The organism is Streptococcus sp. 3109 (assembly GCF_013276905.1).
GTDB lineage: Bacteria > Bacillota > Bacilli > Lactobacillales > Streptococcaceae > Streptococcus.
The window spans coordinates 39,117-58,874 of sequence record NZ_VMLY01000006.1; the positions used below are offsets into that span (position 1 = coordinate 39,117).

Genomic DNA, 19,758 nt, shown 5'->3' on the forward strand with positions numbered 1-19,758 from the left:
TTACACCTCTTTTCGCACAGGTGGTCTGGTATCAAAGGCATGGAGCAGTTCTTCAAATACAGGGTGGAACTGTATCACACCGACACGACCATATAAATCACTGATAAGGCATTGCCCGTTTTCCAAATCACGCAATCGCTTCTGATTGTTTTCGTCCTCTGGGTCTACACCAAAAAAGGCTAAGGTCTTTTTAATCTCGTTAAGGTCAGTGGAACGAAATGCAAATTTTAAGCCGAGGTTATTTTTCAGTTTTTCATCTAAGAGGTCGTCTGTATTTTGGGTCACGAAATATACCCCAGCGTTCATAGCACGACCAGCCCGAACCAGCTTCATAGATAGTGTTTTTCCTTGTGCTACCTGTAAAAAGCTCCATGCTTCGTCTAAATCTACAATCTTGAAAATGCTTCGGTCTGTATGGATAAAGTCTAAAGCAAAGGTACTAATGACAATCAGCATAGCAACGGATAAAAGCTCCATAGTGGTATATTCCTCAAAGGAAGTTTCCTTGTCGGGAAGTACCAAGTCCGCAACCTGTATAATGTTCAGTTGTTTTTCTAAGCTGATAGACTGCTCCACATAACCATTACTGAATAATAAATGTGCAAAGTCATAGTCTGTAAAACTTTCGATATGGTCGGCTATACTGGTACTTAGTGGCGTATTCTCAACCCGTAATTCCTCAATCACTTTCATCAACCCTCGTACTTCACTATTGGTTACTGCACGAATGGCTTTTCTAAGGATTGGGAAGCGTTCCCCATCACGAGAGGAAATCCCCGTAAGGAATGTCAGAATATCAATAGCCAGTGATTCAGAATCTTTGGGATTTTTCATAATCACATAAGGGTCAAGTAAGCCTTTGTTTTTCTCATCAGAAGTCAGAGTGACGATATTGATTTCATGGGAAATCTCTGGCAAGGTTTCTTTCCATCTGCCACGTTCTGCTTTTGGGTCTACAATCACTGCTTGTGCCCCATAAAGCACCGCATAATAGACGATAAGGTTATTCGCAAAGGATTTACCACCACCCAGCGAACCAACAAAAGCCGACGCTAACGCATTGGTTACTGAACCCTTAACCCCTTGACTGGCAAGAGCAGGTTTCAGATAGACATTGCGTCCAGTATCTAAGCTGTAGCCAACATAAATCCCCTCATTTTCCCCCAGCATTTGAGTAGCACCAAAACCTAAACCAGCGAGGAAATCAGAGGTCACGTATTGAATATAATCATTCATATAACGCTTGCTGGCAGGTAAAAATTCTTCATGTAAGCCGAGCATATCCCCAAATGGTCGTACCAGTTTTACGCTTAAATCGTCATAAAAATCTTTCACTTCATTACAACGACGTTTGAGTTCGTCAAGATCATTTGCTGATACCCTTACCACATAAGACAGCTTGTACATAGATTCCTTGCTTTGGTCTAAATTGGTTTCCAGCTCATTCACACTTTCCAGAGCTTCCGCCACATTGGAGCTGGTTTCATTATCACTTTGCCAAGCGTGGTTATCCAAGTCTTTCAGTTCTTTCTTTTTATTGCGGACAGTAGATAGGGCTTTACGATTCGCTACAATTTCCACATTCATTGACGTATCAATCGGGAATGTAAATTGCTGTTGCTGGTAGTAGAAGATTTCAGAGGACGGGAAGTCCAGTTCTCCGACAATGCTGTTAATGGTAAAGTAAGCTACATAGACGGTTTCATCTTCCTGCTGGATTTTCAAATATCGCTGTTTTTCTTCCACCAAACAGCGAGTAGGCTTAATCAAGTCATAGTATTTAATCAGCGTTTCATTATCCAGCTTTTTCTTTGATAGATGGTACTCATACTCTTCATAGGCAGTGCCTGTCTGTCCGTAAAGGTGTTCAATCAGATAGCCGAAGTCGTCCTTATCTAACCTGCGGATTTTGAAACGACGAGAGATTTTATTTTCTAAGAGCTTTTCCATCTTCTGAAAACGCAGGATTTCATCATTACTCATACTAACAAAATCGCCCATCAGCTTATGGTTCACATCATAGACAAAATCAGACAAAGCATTTTTTGCTTCAACGGTAAGACTTTTCATAGAAAACTCCTGATCGTTGAGAAGCAACTTAAAGCCGATAAAGAAACGGTAGTTCACTTGATTTTCGCCAATCATGGATATTAAAGCGTCTGTCTGTTGGTCGATTTTGTCATAGGCAACCGCTTTGAGCTTGCCAGTGACTTCATTTTTGGAACGCTCTTGTGCAGAACGTATGCTGGATTCTGTACTGATTTGTAAAGCATGAATTTTGCCATCACGATTTTGTGCGATAAGCTGTCTGAAAGAATCATGCACTTGTATTTTCTGTTCTGGACTTAGAAATGAGTAATTGTAAGGAACAAGCTCATAGTAAGCATAACATTCCCCGTCTTTATTCCAGACGAGATTGTTTTCAATGTATTTAATTGGATATGCCATAAAATTCACTCCTAACTGCTGTAATGGCTTCTTGTGGCTGGTTTCTGCCAAGCGTTACTTTTTTTCCTGCATAGGTCAGCTTTGGTCGCAGTGCATAAGCAATGACAGACTTCAAAAATCCATAAGGCTTTTTACCATCAAAAGTTTTTGTAGACATAAACCATGTGAAAGCCACAGGAATCCCAAAGTATTTGAGAAATGCTCCCTCTATCATGGAAAGAGGGGGCAAGTTGCCAAGTATCATCACTGCAAAGAGTGACACGACAAACCATGTCATTTGCGTAAAGGTTATGGGAAACGGAAGTCTAAAATCATTGATAGAATACAGTACCTTTTCCACAGACCAGATACTGGTATAGCTTCGTATTTTCTTCATGTAATCAATCCTTTCATAAAAAATAGGGGTAGCTGATTGAGCCACCCCGTAAAATAGAAAATCTGCCAGTAGTAATGTACCGACAGATTTAATAGACGATTTCAAAAATCCCATGATTGGTTGAGATAAACGTTCCTGAAAGGTCTAAATCCCGACCATAGGCTTGATAATCAATATAGTTTTGAAGACTAGCTGGTACTTCGCCTAAAGCACCCGTTTCTTCAATGTAGTAGCGTGCCACGTCATACATATCATCACAATCGGAATGAATGATAATATCCTCTTGATGTTCGCTTAGTTCTTCAATGCTTGAAAAATGAGTGAGCAGAGCAGATAGCTCCGATTGTAATTCTTCGGGTAATTCCGATACCATTTCCCATAGTCGATTGAGTTCGCCAATGGAAGTGTATTCGTCAACCGTAAAGGGTAACTCGTAGTCATGAATGGCGTATTCCTCATATTCATCATTCAAGCCGATTTTCTCTTTGACTTCCTCAAAGTCAATGGGAAAGGTAAACCACGCACCGACCAATTCGCCCTCATTGTATTTGCCTAAATTCGCAATATAGACTTGCATATCGTCCATATATTCACGTCCTTTCTTTGTAGAGATTCAAAAATCCCTACCGCACTTCGTTTGGTGTACCATTCCTTTGCGGAACATAAGAAAACCACTTATATTCCACAAAAGAACGGTTTTATTTAAGCACCAATAATGCGATTGAATAGCTCTAGTAAAATGTCTTTTACTCCAGCAGCGTTGAAGACTAAGCCAACCGCAATAATCGCAATAATTAAAAAGCCAATCAGTTTGCTAAACTCACGCTTGAAGCCAAGATACAAGCCAATCACAACGATTGCTAAAAGCACCAGTGATTGAGCGTTTGATAGAAACCAGTTATAAAGGTTTTGTCCAAAATTCATAAAAATGTTCTCCTCTCTATATTCAATGAATTTGTATTTGAGTTATTTTTTTGTTGTTATCACGTCCTGTTCTTTTACTGACTGTTGCTTCAAAATCTGCTTGTGTCGGTCTGTCAGTTTCGCATGGTCGAGAATGTCTTTTACAACCTGCGTCTGGTTGATTTCATCAAGTTTAATCGCAACCTTTAAGGTCGGGGCAACTTGATGAGATAGCCAGTTCAGCGTCCTTTGGAAGGAGTAAGGCTCTGGTTTTGTGGTTAGTTTTAATCGTTCACGATTGTTCCCAATAAACCAAGCCCATTCTTCATTCAGTTTCCAATCAGAACGAGGTTTGGAATCGTCTTTATCTACAAAACGGATATACCGATTGATAATTTTAAAGGCGGTATGCTCTGGATTGTCATAGACGAGTAAATCACGGACTGCATAATAGGCACGCTCATTTTTCAATCGAATCTCAAAACGGTTTTTTACTTCTGCGTCTTCAATGGGAATATCATTTTTCTTGTACTGCTCGTAGTCCTTTTCATAGATACAGAAATAAACTTCACTTTGTAATGAACCGATATAGAGGGTGTTTCCCATACATTCCTTTTCCTCTTTGCGTACCAGTTCGCCACTGCGATAGCTTTTAAAACTGCGGAAGACGGAGATACATTCTTCCTGTTGGCACTTTTCAGTGAGTACAGGGATATTCAAAATCCCTGTCTTATCGTTAATGGCAAGGTCAAGGCGTTTCATCACACCGCCAGCCACCAAAACGTCCATAAAGAACTCATACCAGCTTCTTTGTTGTGCCAGAAGATAGCTTTCAAATTGTCTGCACCCACGACCTTTCAATTCCACCAGAACTCCTTTGTCCAGTTCATGGGAGCAAAGGACGAATATGTCGCCTAAAGCATAATGCTCTGAATAAGAATAGAAACCATAGTCCTCATGAAGAAAATAGGACAGTTTCAGTTGTAAGATGTTTTCGACCACCTGCTGTACGTCTGTTGTCGGAAAGCGAATCCTTACATAATCAAACAGCATTTCAAGGGGAGCGTCGGGATTGAAGCGTTCCAGAGCTTCCCAAAGGGACTGCTGTAAATCCTCTGATGGCTTGACTTTTCCTGTTTCAATATCGCTTAGATACTGCCTTGTAATACCAGTCGCAACAGCTAAACGGTTTTGAGATAGTCCATAAGCCAAGCGTTTTTCTTTTAAATGCTGTAACCAAGTTTGTTCATTCAGTAAAAATCCCTCCAATCAAAAAGGCGTATGTCAACTTTTAAAGCCCATTTGACATACGCTGAAATTTTGTAAATCCCTTGTAACCAAAGGATTTTCTAATGTTTTTTTGACTGTTTCCTGTCGATTTGTACCCCCCTGTTAGATACGGGGGGTTAAGTGCTGGCGTGGCTATTGCCACACCAGCCAGCAAGATCAGTCCACACCTGCGACTTCCGCTTCGCACGTCGCCTGCGTGGACTGTCTGCTGTTGGATAACTTTTTAATTTCCTCCAAGAAATCATATCCTTTTGGTACAAGGGGAGTATAAAACTCTGATATGACACTTGTTCCTACATCAACATAGCCACGACCTTTGATTCGCTTTAAGAAGAAATCCTTTTGTACGTCACTGCCAAACATCATGCCATAGCCCATTTCAGACATACGACCTAAAGCCACTCTGAAATTAAACTGATCACGGATTCCGTCGCCTAAATATTTTGCGTCTGGACGTTGACAAGCCAGTATTAGAAAGAAGCCAGCTTGACGACCTAACATGACAATCTGTTTCAGCTTATTCATAACTGCGGTGTTTTCTTTTGTTCCCAGCATTTCCATGAAAGCGACGTATTCATCAAAGATTAAGAAGTGTGCCGGGAGACCTAAGTAAGCATAATTTTTGCCAGTCTTATAGTTCTTCATCTGCTTCATTTCCTCACTACGTTTCATCATTTCTTCATAGAATGTTTCAATGCAAGAAAGCAAGTCTTCTTTTCTATAGTAGACATTTGCCATCACAGAACCTAAGTCCGCAAGGTCAGCATTTTTCGGGTCAAGAATATACAGTTTTGAATCTGTATGAAGCAAGGCTTCAATCAGTGTCAGTATAAAGTAAGTTTTACCGCCACCTGTACCACCAGCAATCAACATATGAGGGAGCTTATCATATTCCCACCATACGTTTTTCATTAAGCGAAGTTTACCATCTTTAGCTTCTACTTCATCAATAGAAATACGACTGGCTATGGTGTCATAGAGCAAAGTATATTCCACATAGGAATCCTTTAACTCTTTATCCGTCAGCTCACAGTACAAGCCACTCTCTAATTTCTTTTCCAAGTGTAAGAGTTGGTCTTGATATTTTCCCAGCGTGATTTCCACCCGTATCTGTATCAAGCCATTTTTAAGTCGATAATACATTTTAGGGAAGTAGGTTATCTTTTCCTTTGTACGACCAGCACTATCTTTAAAGAAACCCTCTGTTTTGACCTGTTCAGATTCATACCACTTGTTTTCAAGTATCATCTTTGCCAGTTTTTGACGGTGGTAAAGTTGTTTAACCGTATCATAGCGAACCCGTTTGAATACAAACGCTACCAGCAAGCAGATAAGAATTGCGACACTGAAACTGATAATTAAATAGGGAATGTCAATCTTATCTGCTTGTGATAGGTTAAAATCCTGCCAGTTGATCTGCTGGATTGTCTTCACATGAAACAGTCCGACAACCAGCAGGAAAACAGGCAGGAGTGACGCTATCGTAAAATGAAAGACTAAATCTTTACCAGATGGGCGAATCCTTTTACCACGCTGTTTCATGCGAAAAAGTCTCCTTTCTACCTAGCGACTATTTGTCTTGTGTCGGTTCTTTCTTTGCTTGTGGTTGAGCTTTGAATGAACTAGAATCCTTTGTCAGCACAATATCGTCTGCCTTGATATACCAGTCAACATCTGCTCCTTGATAGGTGGCAGTAGCAACGGTGTCCGCAATGGGATTGATAAGTTCCACCCGTGCGTTATAATCAAACTCTTTCAAAGGCACGCTGGCAGGAATACTTACTTGAATCATGCGTCCTTGTCCTTTGGATTTTAAGTCATAGGTACGTTCCTTGATTTCATCTGAAACCGACCCGTCTTCATTTTGGATTCTCACTTCACGACGTAGAGCAGAGAATTTCAATTCTCCAAAAGTCGTGTCTTTATCTAATACAATGCCATTTGCTAATCTCATCATTTTTCCTCTCTTTCTTTATTCTTTTATCATGTCGTCAGCATGTAAAAGGTAATTTGTAAAACCACGAGTGCCGATTTTGTAGCCCTCTGCGGTAATACGTGGATTGACTAACTTCACACGTTCCTCAAAGCCGAAATGTTTTTCGCCAGCTTCAGCAGGAAGCACCACCACAATATCATCTGCTCTTTGAACATCAGAATAGAGATTATAGCTTCTTGATAAGACAGTTAGCCGTCCGTTGATTCTTCGCTGAACGACTTTATCCTCGCCAGCAAATTCTAAATTGCCGAATGTTTTTTCCATGTTGGGAATCACAAATTTAAGTTCCATATTTTTACCTATCCTTTCTTTTTTATTGGCTGAATGAATGTTTGATGGTCTTAAAGAGTGGGGAACGACCTTTTGATTCTTGATTTTTTGTTTTCATAAGTTCACTTCCTTTCAAAATCGGGTAAAAAAATAGACACCTCATTTTTTGAAGTGTCTACCTATTAAATATTCAAATTTTATTGGAAGTATCTTTATATCTTCACTTTTCAAGGATAAATCGTCGTATCAAAGCTCATTCATAAGTAGTAAATTAGTAGTAAATTGAGTGGTTTTGACCTTGATAAAGTGTGATAAGTCCAGTTTTTATGCGGATAACTAGATTTTTATGCTATTTTTGATATAAAAAATAGATAAGAAAACCCTGAAAATCAAACTTTCAGGGTTGGTAGGGGATTGGAGAAATTAGTTGATTTTCTCGACATAGAGTTGTTTTGCAATGTCCATACTTACTTGTAAGTCCTCGTCTTTACTAAGGATAGTGAAGGTGTTGCTGAAGCCATCAAACTGCTTGACTTGGAGCTGATCACCGATGTGAAGTGAGTGCTTGTCCAGATAATGGAGAATGTCAAAACTATCATGCACCCGAGTCAGGCGGTAGGAGCCAGCTTCCTTGATGTCAGCTAGTGGGAGGTTATTGATTTCAACTAGGAGTTCTCCCTTGGCAGGAATGGTTCCTCCGTGAGGGCAGGTCTTGGGAAATCCAAGCAATTTATCCAGTCTTTCCACGAAGAGGTCAGAGACAGTATGTTCCAATACCTCAGCTTCCTCGTGAATCTGGTCACTCGTATAGTTTAAATGATGAACCAGAAAAACTTCAATCAAGCGGTGTTTACGATAGAGCTCAGAGACCAATTTGAGGCCGAGGTCAGTCAGTAGATAGCCACATTCCTTGTCCTTGAGGATGAGATTTTCGCTCTTCATCCGTTTAATCATTTCAGTTACGGCAGGGGGAGAGACTTGCATGCGGGCAGCAATTTCCTTGTTGGTAATCTTATGCAAATCTATGCTAATTTCATAAATACATTTTAGATAGTCTTCTTTATTCGGGGTCATTCGCTTCCTCTTGTCTAATATCTTTATCTAGTATATCAAAAAAAGCTAGATTTCTCTAGCTGTGACTTTTTATGTTATACTTATTGCAAGAGAAAAAACGAGGAGATGGATATGACGAAAATAGCTCTTCTTTCAGATATTCATGGAAATACCACCGCCTTGGAGGCTGTTTTGGCAGATGCTCGGCAGCGAGGAGTGGATGAATACTGGCTTTTGGGAGATATTCTCATGCCAGGGACAGGGCGTAGAAGGATTTTGGACTTGTTGGCTCAACTACCGATTACAGCTAGAGTTTTGGGAAATTGGGAAGATAGTCTGTGGCATGGTATCCGTAAGGAATTGGATAGTACTCGTCCCAGCCAACGCTATCTCTTGCGCCAGTGCCAGTATGTTCTAGAGGAGATTTCCCTAGAAGAAATTGAACTGCTCCATAATCAACCACTCCAGATCCATCGTCAGTTTGGGGATTTGACGGTAGGAATTAGCCACCATCTTCCTGATAAGAATTGGGGACGAGAGTTGATTCATACTGGAGCGCAAGAGGATTTTGATCGCTTGGTGACCAATCCGCCTTGCGATATTGCTGTTTATGGTCATATTCACCAGCAGTTGCTTCGTTACGGGACTGGTGGACAATTGATTGTCAATCCTGGTTCGATTGGGCAACCTTTCTTTTTAGACGCTCAGCTACGGAAGGACTTGCGGGCCCAGTATATGATTTTGGAGTTTGATGACAAGGGCTTGGTAGATATGGACTTCCGACGGGTAGACTACGATGTGGCAGCTGAATTGCAGTTGGCTAAAGACCTCAAACTTCCCTATTTTGAGGTTTATTATGAAAGTCTGGTCAATGGGATCCACCATACTCATCATCAGGAATTTTTGAGAGAATTGGCCCAGAAAGAGGGTTATGATAGGGAATTAGATGCTTGGTTGAAAAGTGGTAACGATTGACATTACAACTGAAAAGGGTATAATAATAGAAAAAGAAGAGTAGAGGCAGGCTAGCCTCATAAAAAGGAGAAGAGGATGCAAATTCCAAGTAGATTTACCATTGCGACTCATATGCTGATTATTATTGCCCTCAAGGGGAAGGAAAGCAAGGTGACCAGTGATTTTCTGGCTGCTAGTGTCGGGGTCAATCCTGTCATTATCAGAAAAACCTTGTCCCAGTTGAAGAAGGCAGAGCTGATTTCAGTAGCGCGTGGAACGGGCGGAACAGAGATTGTCAAGGATCTCAAGGACATTAGTCTTTTAGATGTTTATCAAGCGGTTGAGTGTCTTGGTAAGACCGGTCAACTCTTTAGTTTCCATGACAATCCAAATCCAAATTGCCCAGTTGGAGCTCATATTCATGATGTTTTGGATCAAAAATTGGAGAGAATTCAGCTGGCTATGGAGGCTGAACTTGGTCAGACCAGTTTAGAGCAAGTCGTGGCTGATGCAGAGAGTCAGATGAAGGAGTGATTTTTTCTTTAAAACAAAAAAGCTTATGAAAAGGTTTTTATACTCAATGAAAATCAAAAAGCAAACTAGGAAGCTAGCCGCAGGTTGCTCAAAGCACAGCTTTGAGGTTGCAGATAAAGCTGACGTGGTTTGAAGAGATTTTCGAAGAGTATTACCTTTTCATAAGCTTTTTATCTATTTTTCCAGGCTTGGTAACGGGTATCAATCAATAACTGGGTGAGGCGTCCCATGGTTTCTCTTTTTTTTGGAGTGAGGGATTGAGCTTGGACGAAGAGATGACGAATGTGTTCGATAGCCTTGAAGGAAGACAGGTCATTGATGGATCTAATCCCAGCATCTAGAATGGTGCCAAAGAAGAGGTCGAAGTAGAGCTGGAGTTCTTCATCAGGGACTGTGGCCACCCACTCCTTGAAGGTTGTGTCGACTTGTTGACTATCACTATTAGTCTTATCTAGTTGAACGAAGTGTTTGTCCTCAATTTGCCAACTAAAGGTATCGTGCTGGGCAATACCACCCAAGGCAGTACTGTGAACGATGATTTGGTGGGCAGGGATTTCCAACATCATACCGATAATGGAACCTTGTGGAATAAAGACCTTGGTTCTATCCATTATCCTTTGATAGCCCTCGGTTTGTGTCAATTCTTTGTGGAGACCAGGCGCATCAAAGGTATAAACTGCTGTGATTTGATTTTGCAAGCTTTGCTCAATTTGACTAGCAGCATAGATGGCTAGATTTCCTCCCTTGGAATGCCCAGCCAGAATGACCTTTTGCTTAGGATGTTGGGCAAAAAAGTTCTTTAAATAGCGAATGGCGTGCTTTTGAGCAGGAATTTCCTTCATATAGGTCAGGTGGAAATCTTCCTTCCAACCAATAATACTATCATCTGTACCTCGAAAAACAATCAGATAGGTATCGAGAGTGAGGCGGTATGTCATAGCAGCAAATTGCTTTTGCAGCTCAGGGTCGATGTCGTTGATAAAATGGGAGAGTTTGCAATTTTTGAAGCGTTTGTGTTGAGCTAGTTCATCTAATAGCTGGAGGCGATTTTTGCTGGTCAACATGTTAGGTTCTCTTGGAACCTGAGGTGCCAGTTCTAAAAGTCGCTGAGGAGCTGTGGAGACCAGATTATCAAAGGAGAGGTAGGTGATTTCTGTTAAGGCTAGAATGTCTAACTCATTCAAAGGAAGGTCGTAAAAGGAATCGTATGCGACATCTTTCAGATAGTCAAAAATATTGGCCATAAGAGCTCCTTTCTTTTCTTTATCTTATCAAATTTCCCTCAAATTAGCTAGTCGGCTTGCCTATATCTGCTGGTTAAAAACAAGCTCTTTCAAATTCAGTTTCAGACCTTCGAGCATGGAAAAATCTGTTATAATAATAGAAAAGGAGGAGCGCATGCACAAGATTTTATTAGTAGAAGATGATCAGGTCATTCGTCAACAGGTCGGGAAAATGCTCTCTGAATGGGGATTTGAAGTGGTCCTGGTAGAAGACTTTATGGAAGTTTTGAGTCTATTTGTTCAGTCGGAACCTCATCTGGTCCTAATGGATATTGGACTGCCTTTGTTTAATGGCTATCACTGGTGTCAGGAGATTCGCAAGATTTCCAAGGTACCCATCATGTTTCTGTCTTCGAGAGACCAGGCTATGGATATCGTCATGGCAATCAATATGGGGGCGGATGACTTTGTGACCAAGCCTTTTGATCAGCAGGTTCTTTTAGCCAAGGTTCAGGGCTTGTTGCGTCGTTCCTATGAGTTTGGGCGTGACGAGAGTTTACTGGAATATGCTGGTGTTATCCTCAATACCAAATCCATGGATGTGCATTATCAAGGCCAAGTCTTGAATTTGACCAAGAACGAATTCCAGATTTTACGCGTTTTGTTTGAGCATGCGGGCAATATTGTAGCGCGTGATGACCTCATGCGGGAGCTTTGGAACAGTGACTTTTTCATTGATGATAATACTCTCTCTGTCAATGTGGCTCGTTTGCGTAAAAAATTGGAAGAGCAGGGCTTGGTAGGATTTATCGAGACCAAGAAAGGAATAGGGTACGGACTGAAGAATGCTTGATTGGAAACAATTTTTTCTAGCCTATCTGCGCTCCCGTAGTCGCCTGTTTGTCTATCTGCTTTCTTTGACGTTTCTGGTTTTGCTCTTTCAGTTTTTATTCGCAAGTTTAGGAACTTACTTTCTCTACTTTTTCCTCTTGTGTTGCTTTGTAACCATCTTATTTTTCACTTGGGACATATTGGCGGAGATGCAGGTCTATCGTCAGGAACTTCTCTATGGTGAGAGGGAAGCCAAGTCTCCTTTGGAAAGAGCCTTGGCTGAAAAATTAGAAGCGCGTGAGATGGAACTTTATCAGCAGAGATCAGATTCAGAAAGAAAACTGACGGATTTGCTGGATTACTATACCTTGTGGGTCCATCAGATTAAGACCCCCATTGCAGCTAGTCAACTCTTAGTTGCAGAAGTAGCCGACCGCCAACTGAAGCAGCAATTAGAACAGGAAATTTTCAAGATTGATTCCTATACCAATCTAGTTTTACAGTACCTGCGTTTAGAAAGTTTCCATGATGATTTGGTCTTAAAGCAGGTTCAAATTGAGGATCTGGTTAAGGAAATAATTCGTAAATATGCTCTTTTCTTTATTCAAAAAGGCCTAAATGTCAATCTACATGACCTTGATAAAGAAATCGTAACGGATAAAAAGTGGCTACTAGTGGTCATTGAGCAAATCATTTCAAACAGTCTCAAGTACACTAAGGAAGGTGGTCTGGAGATTTATATGTACGGGCAAGAGCTTTGTATCAAGGATACAGGAATCGGGATAAAAAACAGTGATGTCCTCCGAGTCTTTGAACGTGGCTTTTCAGGGTATAATGGACGCCTAACCCAGCAGTCATCTGGACTTGGACTTTACCTATCTAAGAAAATTTCTGAAGAACTGGGGCACCAGATTCGCATCGAGTCTGAGGTCGGAAAAGGAACGACAGTGCGGATTCGGTTTGCTCAAGTGAACCTAGTCCTTGAGTGAGAAGAGACGAAAAAGCCTCCGGACTGGAGGCTTTTGTGCTAGGTTCTTATTTCTCAACGCGTGATTTGTTGGCGATATCAGCTAGGATAGCTTGAACAAAATCATCTACTGAGACAGTTTGTGTTTCTTTTTGACCGTAGCGACGAACGTTAACAGTTCCGTCTTCCATTTCCTTGTCCCCAACAATCAATTGGTAAGGAATCTTGCTTGTTTGTGAAGCACGGATCTTGAACTGCATTTTTTCATTGCGCTCATCTACGTCTGCACGAACACCACGGTCACGGAGTTTCTTCGCTACTTCCCATGCGTAGTCCACGTGTTTTTCGTTAGATACTGGGATGAGGGTTACTTGGTGTGGTGCAAGCCATGTTGGGAAAGCACCTTTGTAGTTCTCAATCAAGATAGCTGTGAAGCGTTCCATAGTTGAGATAACTCCACGGTGAATCATAACTGGACGGTGCTCTTCGCCATCAGCTCCGATGTATTTAAGGTCGAAGCGTTCTGGAAGCAAGAAGTCAAGTTGGATAGTAGAAAGGGTTTCTTCTTTTCCAAGAGCGGTCTTAACTTGAATATCCAATTTTGGTCCGTAGAAGGCTGCTTCACCTTCGGCTTCAAAGTAGTCCACGCCCATTTCATCAAGGGCTGCACGAAGCATGGTTTGAGCATTTTCCCACATTTCATCGTTATCAAAGTACTTGTGAGTATCTTGAGGGTCACGAAGAGAGAGGCGGAAGCGGTATTCAGTCAAGTTGAAGTCTTCATAAACATCGATAATCAACTGAAGAGCACGTTGGAATTCTTCTTGGATTTGTTCTGGAGTCACAAAGAGGTGACCGTCGTTAAGAGACATTTCACGCACACGTTGAAGACCAGTGAGGGCACCAGATTTTTCATAACGGTGCATCATACCGATTTCGGCGATACGGATTGGCAATTCACGGTATGAGTGAACATGGTGTTTGAAGACTTGGATGTGGTGCGGGCAGTTCATTGGACGAAGGACAAATTCTTCCCCGTCACCCATATCCATAGTTGGGAACATGTCTTCTTGGTAATGATCCCAGTGACCAGAAGTCTTGTAAAGTTCAACAGAAGCAAGTGGTGGAGTGTATACGTGTTGGTAGCCAGAAGCTAGCTCTTTGTCTACGATGTAGCGTTCCAACTCACGACGAATAGTCGCACCATTTGGCAACCAGAATGGCAAACCTTGACCAACCTCTTGAGAAATCATAAAGAGGTCAAGCTCTTTACCAAGTTTACGGTGGTCACGTTCCTTAGCTTCTTCACGCATTTGAAGGTAGTTTTTCAAGTCTTTCTTGTCAAACCAAGCTGTACCATAGATACGTTGCATCATAGCGTTATCGCTATTTCCACGCCAGTAAGCACCTGCTACATGGAGAAGGTGGAAGATTTGGATACGACCTGTTGATGGGACGTGTGGGCCACGGCAAAGGTCTACATATTCACCCTGACGATAGATAGTCAAACCGCCTTCGTCTTCTGAGTGTTCTTCAATCAATTCCAACTTGTAAGGGTCGTTTTTGAAGATTTCACGTGCCTCGTCTTTAGTAACTTCTTCACGGATTGATGGGAAGTTTTCTTTGACGATTTTTTGCATTTCTTCTTCGATACGAGGAAGGTCTTCGTTAGAGATTTGACCAGCTGTGTTGTCAGTATCGTAGTAGAAACCATCTTCGATGGCTGGACCAACTCCCAAGTGAATGTCTGGGAAAAGACGACGAGCTGCTTGGGCGAACAAGTGAGCGGCTGAGTGACGCAAGATTGGAAGGGCATCTTCATGATCAGGTGTCACAATTTCGATGCTTCCATCTTCAGTGATCGCACGAGTAGTGTCGATGAGTTTGCCGTTGAATTTACCAGCCAAGGCTTTTTTAGCTAGGGAATTGCTGATCGATTGGGCAATTTCAAAAGTTGTAACGCCAGATTCGAATTCACGAACAGCGCCATCTGGGAAAGTAATGTTAATCATGATGTTCTCCTTTTTATTATTTCATAGTTTCTAAGCATTGACTTTTTTGCAGACTACTTCCTAGTCTTAATGTTCAATTGCTTTTCTTTATCAGAGAGGAGGTTTTCCATTTCCGTCAGAATGTCTATATCCAGACGTTGAGAAAGTTCTACTAGCCACCAGATATTTTCTGAAAGTTTTTGTTCCAGTGTGTAAGGTGTTTCATCATAGTAGCGTCCTTGCTTGGTCATCACTAGTCGTTGGAAATTTCCAATATCATTAGACAAAGCCAAGAGGTCTTCTTCTACCGTCCACTTGGAATCATGATGCTTAACTTCCAGTTTGTGATAAGCTTGTCGGATTGCACAACTGCGCTCCACTAATTCTTGCAACTCCATAGTTAGCCTCCTCATAAAAAATTGCGACATCCTCGAAAGGACGTCGCAACGTGGTTCCACCTTCATTTATGTACCTCAAAAGAGAGGGACACCTCTGATTGGCTCTAACGTGGCCACCGTTTTATGTTTTCATAAAAAACTCAAGAGTAGTATCAGTTTAGGCTCTCTATGCGTTTCCAGCAACCACGCACTCTCTAGTAGAAAGGGACTAAGTGACTTGTCTCTATGAATTATTATAGCATGATTGTGAGATTTTTCAAGGATTTTGTGAAAGTTTTTTGTTTTTCATTTTTGTAGAATATGCTTGATGCCAATACCAGAAGCCATGCCCACCAGAGCCAAGGTTTCATAGATTAGCAAGTAAATTAGTATAAACTCACCAAAAGTTATGATAGTAAAGCAAAAGAGCAGTCCGTTACCAATTAACCACCAAAGTGTGAAACGGAAACGGTAGCTATAGAGTAACGATACAATCAAGATTACCAGAGGTGTAAAGAAGAGAATATTATTTACGTAGAGACTCTTGAGAAAAAGGGGGTCAGAAATGATTAGTGATAACAACTCATAAAGTGGCCAATAAAAGAAAAATATGACCAGATAGTAGGGGAGATGGGAATAGAATCTAGGCATGATAATCACCTCGTTTAACAACAGATAACTTAGATTTCTTGCTATGATTATTATAGCATGTTTAAAACAAGAAAGTAAATCTGTTGACAAAGAAGTTAGTTATTGGTAGAATAGTGAATGTCGTAAAGACAAATAACTTCTTCTTGGTTACAGGCATGCCAACCTGTCACTCGGATGAAGCCAAATAAAAAGGAGAAACATCATGGCAATCTCAAAAGAGAAAAAAAATGAAATCATCGCACAATATGCACGTCACGAAGGTGATACAGGTTCAGTAGAGGTTCAAGTTGCTGTCCTTACTTGGGAAATCAACCACCTTAACGAACACATCAAACAACACAAAAAAGACCACGCTACTTACCGTGGATTGATGAAAAAAATCGGTCGCCGTCGTAACTTGCTTGCATACTTGCGTAAAAACGACGTTAACCGTTACCGTGAGTTAATCAACTCTCTAGGACTTCGTCGTTAATCTTGCGTCTAAACCGTTTCTATACTTCGTTGGCTTCGGCTCGATGTACCATTAGTACAATCTTCGCCTCGTCGCCTAGTCTATAAACGGTTTATCCAGCAAGACTGGAGCTCTCTGATTTTCAGAGGGCTTTTTACTTTTGTTACCTTACTTCGATATACTCAAGTATAATCTTCGGTTACAGTTCCTAGCACTGTAAGGTAAAATAAACCAGAATGATCTCCCTTCGGGGAGATTTTTTGTTTCACTAAAAATTTTGTACAATCTTCTCCTCGCCGTCTAGTCTATAAACGTTTTATCCAGCAAGAATCATGATGCTAAGGGCGTAAGAAATCCGTATGAAAATAGGGAAATGACACAGTGTTCGATGAACACAAGGAGTTTCATCTTTTTCACTAGGATTTTAGCCCGAGCTCAAATCAGCTCTCTGATTTTCAGAGGGCTTTTTTATTGAGGTTTTATCGGTCACAATTTTGGAGACTACAAAAACCTCAAATGGTATCAGCTAATTACACCATAAAGGTGCGTAGCTACTCGGAGAGCCCACACTTTACGAAGTAAAGTATAGTATGTTATACTTTACATAGAAGTAGTCACCTAATTCCAGTTAGAAATTACTTTGTAACTACGTTTTGAGGAGGAGTAAAATGCTTTCCTATGTTCGAAATTACCCACTAGCGATAGCTAAATTAATGTGTCTGTGCTCTCCTAAAATCTGCTGATTTATTACTGACTAATACAGGAGGGTTTTTTATGGGACAGACAATCATATCTGCTATTGGTGTTTATATTTCCACCAGTATCGATTATTTAATTATTTTATTTATTTTATTTGCACAGCTATCACAGAATAAACAAAAATGGCATATTTATGCGGGGCAATATCTAGGCACAGGCTTACTTGTAGGGGCGAGTTTAGTTGCTGCTTATGTCGTTAATTTCGTGCCTGAAGAATGGATGGTTGGATTGCTTGGTTTAATCCCTATCTATTTAGGGATTCGCTTTGCAATTGTTGGAGAAGGTGAGGAAGAAGAGGAAGAAGAGGAAGAAATTATTGAAAGATTAGAACAAAGCAAGGCAAATCAACTGTTTTGGACAGTTACATTGCTAACAATTGCGTCTGGCGGAGATAATTTAGGTATCTATATACCTTATTTTGCTTCATTAGATTGGTCACAGACCCTCGTGGCCTTGCTTGTGTTTGTAATCGGCATAATTATCTTATGCGAGATTAGTCGGGTCTTATCCTCTATTCCCTTAATATTCGAGACAATTGAAAAATACGAGCGAATCATTGTGCCCTTAGTATTCATTCTACTTGGACTATATATCATGTATGAAAATGGCACGATAGAGACTTTTCTGATCGTGTAGATTTTTTTGTTTCACTAGGATTTTAGCCCGAGCTCAAATCAGCTCTCTGACTTCAGAGGGCTTTTTATGTTGTCACTTTGCCTCGATATACTCAAGTATAATCTTAGGTTACGATTATTAGCACTGTAAGATCAACTATATTTATTTTTCTTATCTTGTTCCATTGTTGAAAATATGGTATACTTTTCATGAGAATTTTCTAAATTTTTAAGATTCTATCAAAGGAGGTTTGCATGCTTTCCAAATTTTCTGGAAGCCGACAAGACCAGCAATTTGTGTTACTTTTAGTTATTTTGCTAGGTATTTTAGGGATTTCTCTCTTTCTAGCAGTTTCAATGGGATCTGTTGCGATTGATCTAGGAGATACCTATCGGATTATTTTGAGAAGGTTGGGATTTCCTCTTGAGATAGGAGAGGTTTCCAAGTCTACTCTTGCCATTGTATGGAACATGAGATTTCCTCGAGTATTGTTAGGTCTGATAGTAGGAGCAGGCCTTTCTATGTGTGGTAGTGTGATGCAGTCCACGGTAAACAATCCCATCGCTGAGCCCTATGTCTTAGGAATCTCTGCGGGTGCAACTCTAGGGGCAACCTTAAGCATCATTCTTGGTTTAAAAGTGATGATTAGCCTTGGAGCTTTTCTTGGAGCTATTTTGGCAACAATTGCTGTCCTCATCATTGCCTCTATGCAGGGAAGGATGACAACATCTAGTCTGATCTTATCAGGAACGGTGGTCAATGCTCTCTTTCTAGCTTTTTCCAACTTTATTATCTCAGTTGGCGCTAATGCGGACAGTGTGATGACCATTAAGTTTTGGACCATGGGCTCGCTCGCTGGGACTTCCTGGGCAGACTTGGTCCTGCCAACTATAGTAGTAGGAACAGCCTTTCTATTTTTCTCTACCCAGTATCGTGTTTTCAATGCGATGATGATGGGAGATGAGGCTGCTTTAACTTTAGGAATCCCTTTACGCTTTTATTGGTATCTTTATGTGACAATGGTGGCTGTGCTGACAGCAGTCTTAGTGGCAACCTGTGGGATTATTGGATTTGTCGGTCTGATTACTCCTCACTTAGCACGAGGGTTAGTAGGAACGAATTACAAGAGACTTTTTCCTGTTGCGACCATACTGGGTGCCCTCTTTGTCATTTGGGCAGACGTACTCTCTCGTATCATCATTCCAAACGCAGAGCTTCCTATTGGTATTTTCACAGCCTTAGTAGGTGCTCCCTTCTTTATCTACATTGTTGGAGGTAGGCGAAGGGAGGTGAGGACCTGATATGGACTTGATTTGTCAGGATGTCCACTTTGGACTGGGAGAGAAAAAAATCCTCAAAGGAGTCTCTTTTAAGGTTGAAGGAAATCAATTTCACACGATATTAGGACCAAATGGAAGCGGGAAAACCAGTCTACTTAAACTCCTCTATCGTCAGGAAAAGGTGGACAAAGGCTTGATAAGCCTAGATGGAAAGCCTCTGGAACAATGGACGCTCAAAGAAACAGCCAAGCAAATGGCAGTTGTGACCCAGTTTAACCAACTGCAGTTTGATTCTACAGTTGAGGAAATCGTCTTGCTGGGAAGAACTCCCCACCTCTCTTTTTTACAGAAGGAAAAGGAAAGAGATTATACCCTCGTTCAAGATGCCCTCGTTAAGGTGGATATGCTTGAGAAGAAAACTCGTCTCTATTCGTCCCTGTCAGGAGGAGAGAAACAGCGAGTTTTGTTAGCCCGCGCCTTGGCGCAAGAACCGACTCTCTTGCTCCTGGACGAACCAACCAATCACCTGGATATCAAGTATCAGTTAGACTTGTTGGCCATTGTGAAGGAGCTCAAGGTCAATGTTTTAGCTGTCCTGCATGATATTCAACTTGCTTGTCGCTATTCGGATTATCTCTATCTAATGAAAGAGGGAGAAATCCTTTACCAAGGGACTCCAAAGGAGACCATCACCCCTGAGTCATTGCAAACTGTATATGGAGTTCAAAGTCAGGTGACTTGGACCGAGGATCAGCAAGCCATGATTCACTATTTATAAGAATGAAAAGG

At 41.1% G+C, this 19,758-nt stretch carries 22 protein-coding genes; 8 read left to right on the top strand and 14 right to left on the bottom strand.

What is annotated here, in order from left to right; translation table 11 throughout:
• The 10 genes from HT698_RS03570 to HT698_RS03615 all read right to left on the bottom strand — a co-directional run bounded on the left by HT698_RS03570 (nucleotide 1) and on the right by HT698_RS03615 (nucleotide 8,357).
• Complete coding sequence (locus HT698_RS03570; RefSeq protein WP_000331160.1) at nucleotides 1–2,448, bottom strand: ATP-binding protein; 2,448 nt, start codon at nucleotides 2,446–2,448, stop codon at nucleotides 1–3.
• A complete protein-coding gene (locus HT698_RS03575) occupies nucleotides 2,432–2,824 on the bottom strand; it encodes a conjugal transfer protein (RefSeq protein WP_000723888.1) in 393 nt (130 codons plus the stop codon). The genes HT698_RS03570 and HT698_RS03575 overlap by 17 nt, the downstream gene beginning before the upstream one ends.
• A gap of 88 nt (nucleotides 2,825–2,912) precedes the next feature.
• Nucleotides 2,913–3,410: an antirestriction protein ArdA gene (locus HT698_RS03580; protein ID WP_000342539.1), complete on the bottom strand. Its 498-nt coding sequence runs from the start codon at nucleotides 3,408–3,410 to the stop codon at nucleotides 2,913–2,915.
• Nucleotides 3,411–3,526: 116 nt separating this feature from the next.
• Nucleotides 3,527–3,748: a hypothetical protein gene (locus HT698_RS03585; protein ID WP_001009056.1), complete on the bottom strand. Its 222-nt coding sequence runs from the start codon at nucleotides 3,746–3,748 to the stop codon at nucleotides 3,527–3,529.
• A 42-nt stretch (nucleotides 3,749–3,790) separates the two neighbouring features.
• Nucleotides 3,791–4,996: a MobT family relaxase gene (gene mobT, locus HT698_RS03590; RefSeq protein WP_000398284.1), complete on the bottom strand. Its 1,206-nt coding sequence runs from the start codon at nucleotides 4,994–4,996 to the stop codon at nucleotides 3,791–3,793.
• 22 nt (nucleotides 4,997–5,018) lie between these two features.
• Nucleotides 5,019–5,171 carry a hypothetical protein gene (locus tag HT698_RS03595; protein WP_000879507.1) on the bottom strand — a complete coding sequence of 51 codons (153 nt, stop codon included), beginning with the start codon at nucleotides 5,169–5,171 and terminating at the stop codon, nucleotides 5,019–5,021.
• A gap of 2 nt (nucleotides 5,172–5,173) precedes the next feature.
• On the bottom strand, nucleotides 5,174–6,559 hold the full coding sequence (locus tag HT698_RS03600; protein ID WP_000813488.1) for an FtsK/SpoIIIE domain-containing protein: 1,386 nt from the start codon (nucleotides 6,557–6,559) through the stop codon (nucleotides 5,174–5,176).
• A 28-nt stretch (nucleotides 6,560–6,587) separates the two neighbouring features.
• The gene (locus tag HT698_RS03605) at nucleotides 6,588–6,974 is read right to left on the bottom strand and encodes a YdcP family protein (protein WP_000985015.1); all 387 of its coding nucleotides are present in this window, start codon (nucleotides 6,972–6,974) and stop codon (nucleotides 6,588–6,590) included.
• Between the two features lie 15 nt (nucleotides 6,975–6,989).
• Nucleotides 6,990–7,304 carry a YdcP family protein gene (locus tag HT698_RS03610; protein ID WP_000420682.1) on the bottom strand — a complete coding sequence of 105 codons (315 nt, stop codon included), beginning with the start codon at nucleotides 7,302–7,304 and terminating at the stop codon, nucleotides 6,990–6,992.
• A 402-nt stretch (nucleotides 7,305–7,706) separates the two neighbouring features.
• On the bottom strand, nucleotides 7,707–8,357 hold the full coding sequence (locus HT698_RS03615) for a metal-dependent transcriptional regulator (protein ID WP_054384446.1): 651 nt from the start codon (nucleotides 8,355–8,357) through the stop codon (nucleotides 7,707–7,709).
• Between the two features lie 111 nt (nucleotides 8,358–8,468).
• On the opposite strand from HT698_RS03615, the gene HT698_RS03620 reads away from it, so the two are divergent.
• On the top strand, nucleotides 8,469–9,311 hold the full coding sequence (locus HT698_RS03620; protein ID WP_164226489.1) for a metallophosphoesterase family protein: 843 nt from the start codon (nucleotides 8,469–8,471) through the stop codon (nucleotides 9,309–9,311).
• Between the two features lie 75 nt (nucleotides 9,312–9,386).
• Nucleotides 9,387–9,824, top strand: coding sequence for an Rrf2 family transcriptional regulator (locus HT698_RS03625; RefSeq protein ID WP_001166796.1), 438 nt, complete (start codon nucleotides 9,387–9,389; stop codon nucleotides 9,822–9,824).
• A 170-nt stretch (nucleotides 9,825–9,994) separates the two neighbouring features.
• Here the strand turns inward: HT698_RS03625 and HT698_RS03630 are convergent, their stop codons facing one another.
• Nucleotides 9,995–11,068, bottom strand: coding sequence for a DUF2974 domain-containing protein (locus HT698_RS03630; protein ID WP_001273811.1), 1,074 nt, complete (start codon nucleotides 11,066–11,068; stop codon nucleotides 9,995–9,997).
• 154 nt (nucleotides 11,069–11,222) lie between these two features.
• On the opposite strand from HT698_RS03630, the gene HT698_RS03635 reads away from it, so the two are divergent.
• Nucleotides 11,223–11,900, top strand: a complete 678-nt coding sequence (locus HT698_RS03635; RefSeq protein WP_173218535.1) for a response regulator transcription factor — start codon at nucleotides 11,223–11,225, stop codon at nucleotides 11,898–11,900.
• The gene (locus HT698_RS03640; RefSeq protein ID WP_173218537.1) at nucleotides 11,893–12,867 is read left to right on the top strand and encodes a sensor histidine kinase; all 975 of its coding nucleotides are present in this window, start codon (nucleotides 11,893–11,895) and stop codon (nucleotides 12,865–12,867) included. Before HT698_RS03635 ends, HT698_RS03640 begins: the two co-directional genes overlap by 8 nt.
• Nucleotides 12,868–12,913: 46 nt before the next feature.
• Here the strand turns inward: HT698_RS03640 and thrS are convergent, their stop codons facing one another.
• From thrS to HT698_RS03655, 3 genes are all read right to left on the bottom strand, one after another.
• A complete protein-coding gene (gene thrS, locus HT698_RS03645; protein WP_000608345.1) occupies nucleotides 12,914–14,857 on the bottom strand; it encodes a threonine--tRNA ligase in 1,944 nt (647 codons plus the stop codon).
• A gap of 53 nt (nucleotides 14,858–14,910) precedes the next feature.
• Nucleotides 14,911–15,234, bottom strand: coding sequence for a MazG-like protein (locus HT698_RS03650; protein WP_173218539.1), 324 nt, complete (start codon nucleotides 15,232–15,234; stop codon nucleotides 14,911–14,913).
• A gap of 285 nt (nucleotides 15,235–15,519) precedes the next feature.
• Nucleotides 15,520–15,864, bottom strand: a complete 345-nt coding sequence (locus tag HT698_RS03655; protein ID WP_173218541.1) for a hypothetical protein — start codon at nucleotides 15,862–15,864, stop codon at nucleotides 15,520–15,522.
• 202 nt (nucleotides 15,865–16,066) lie between these two features.
• Here HT698_RS03655 and rpsO point away from each other — a divergent pair, with 202 nt between their 5' ends.
• The 4 genes from rpsO (at nucleotide 16,067) to HT698_RS03675 (ending at nucleotide 19,747) form a co-directional block, all read left to right on the top strand.
• Nucleotides 16,067–16,336, top strand: coding sequence for a 30S ribosomal protein S15 (gene rpsO / locus HT698_RS03660; RefSeq protein WP_001018251.1), 270 nt, complete (start codon nucleotides 16,067–16,069; stop codon nucleotides 16,334–16,336).
• 753 nt (nucleotides 16,337–17,089) lie between these two features.
• Complete coding sequence (locus HT698_RS03665; RefSeq protein ID WP_045611205.1) at nucleotides 17,090–17,710, top strand: CadD family cadmium resistance transporter; 621 nt, start codon at nucleotides 17,090–17,092, stop codon at nucleotides 17,708–17,710.
• 233 nt (nucleotides 17,711–17,943) lie between these two features.
• Entirely contained in the window at nucleotides 17,944–18,990 is a 1,047-nt protein-coding gene (locus HT698_RS03670) for an iron ABC transporter permease (protein WP_173218543.1), read from the top strand.
• A 1-nt stretch (nucleotide 18,991) separates the two neighbouring features.
• The gene (locus tag HT698_RS03675; protein ID WP_173218545.1) at nucleotides 18,992–19,747 is read left to right on the top strand and encodes an ABC transporter ATP-binding protein; all 756 of its coding nucleotides are present in this window, start codon (nucleotides 18,992–18,994) and stop codon (nucleotides 19,745–19,747) included.
• Nucleotides 19,748–19,758: the final 11 nt, after the last annotated feature.